Here is a 793-nt window from a genome sequence, read left to right on the forward strand (position 1 = left end):
GTCAGCATCTCAGATTTGAGCCCTCGAGGCTCCGGCAGTCATGGGGTCTATGGTGAAATAGCACTTCCTTTTGTATCTCCAAGCAACAATGTAGCCCTTGTTCACCGTCTCAACTTCACCGCCGCAGTACGATACGAAGATGTAAGTCACGTAGGTAACGTTGCAACGCCGAAACTTGGGTTTCTTTATGCCCCAACGCAGGATATCGCGCTCAAATTCAGTTGGGGAAAATCCTTCAAAGCGCCTACTCATTTCCAATCTGGTCAACCTCGGCAGGCTTATTCACAAGTCGGTTCCACCGCCTTTTTGCCGCCAAGCCCCTCCCCAGGTACGGTTCTCTACCTTGTCGGCGGAAACTCGGATTTGAAACCGGAACGCGCGACGAGTTGGACCGCTACCGCAACACTGACACCTTCCCTGTTGGAAGGCCTGCGTATCGACGCGAGTTATTTCCGCATCAACTATCGGGACCGCGCGGTCGCTCCGATACCGCAGAACTCTCTTGCGTTCGCACCTGTCTACAGTGCCTACGTGAATCTCAATCCCACCCGCGAGCAGGTTCTCGGGGCACTGGCCAATGTGTCGACCCTGTACGATCAGGGAGGCGGCGACCCAATGACGGCCAACGTCGTCGCGATCATCACCAATTACCTTCAAAATGCCGCGATACAAAGGATCGACGGGGCCGACATTACCGTCGACTACAAATTTCAGATCGGCTCCGGAGACCAGATTCATCTCAACTGAACCGCGCCGGGTTTGTCGGAGGCTCCAACTCCTGAGAAGGTGGAGC

The 793-nt window shown here is 54.9% G+C and carries 1 protein-coding gene; it reads left to right on the top strand.

Annotated elements, in window-relative coordinates:
- On the top strand, positions 1–747 hold a 747-nt coding region (locus tag ET21_RS27450), incomplete at its 5' end, for a TonB-dependent receptor (RefSeq protein ID WP_156029346.1).
- Positions 748–793 lie beyond the last annotated feature (46 nt).

The sequence above is a fragment of the Sphingobium sp. DC-2 genome, assembly GCF_000722555.1.
In the GTDB taxonomy this organism is placed as follows: domain Bacteria; phylum Pseudomonadota; class Alphaproteobacteria; order Sphingomonadales; family Sphingomonadaceae; genus Sphingobium; species Sphingobium quisquiliarum.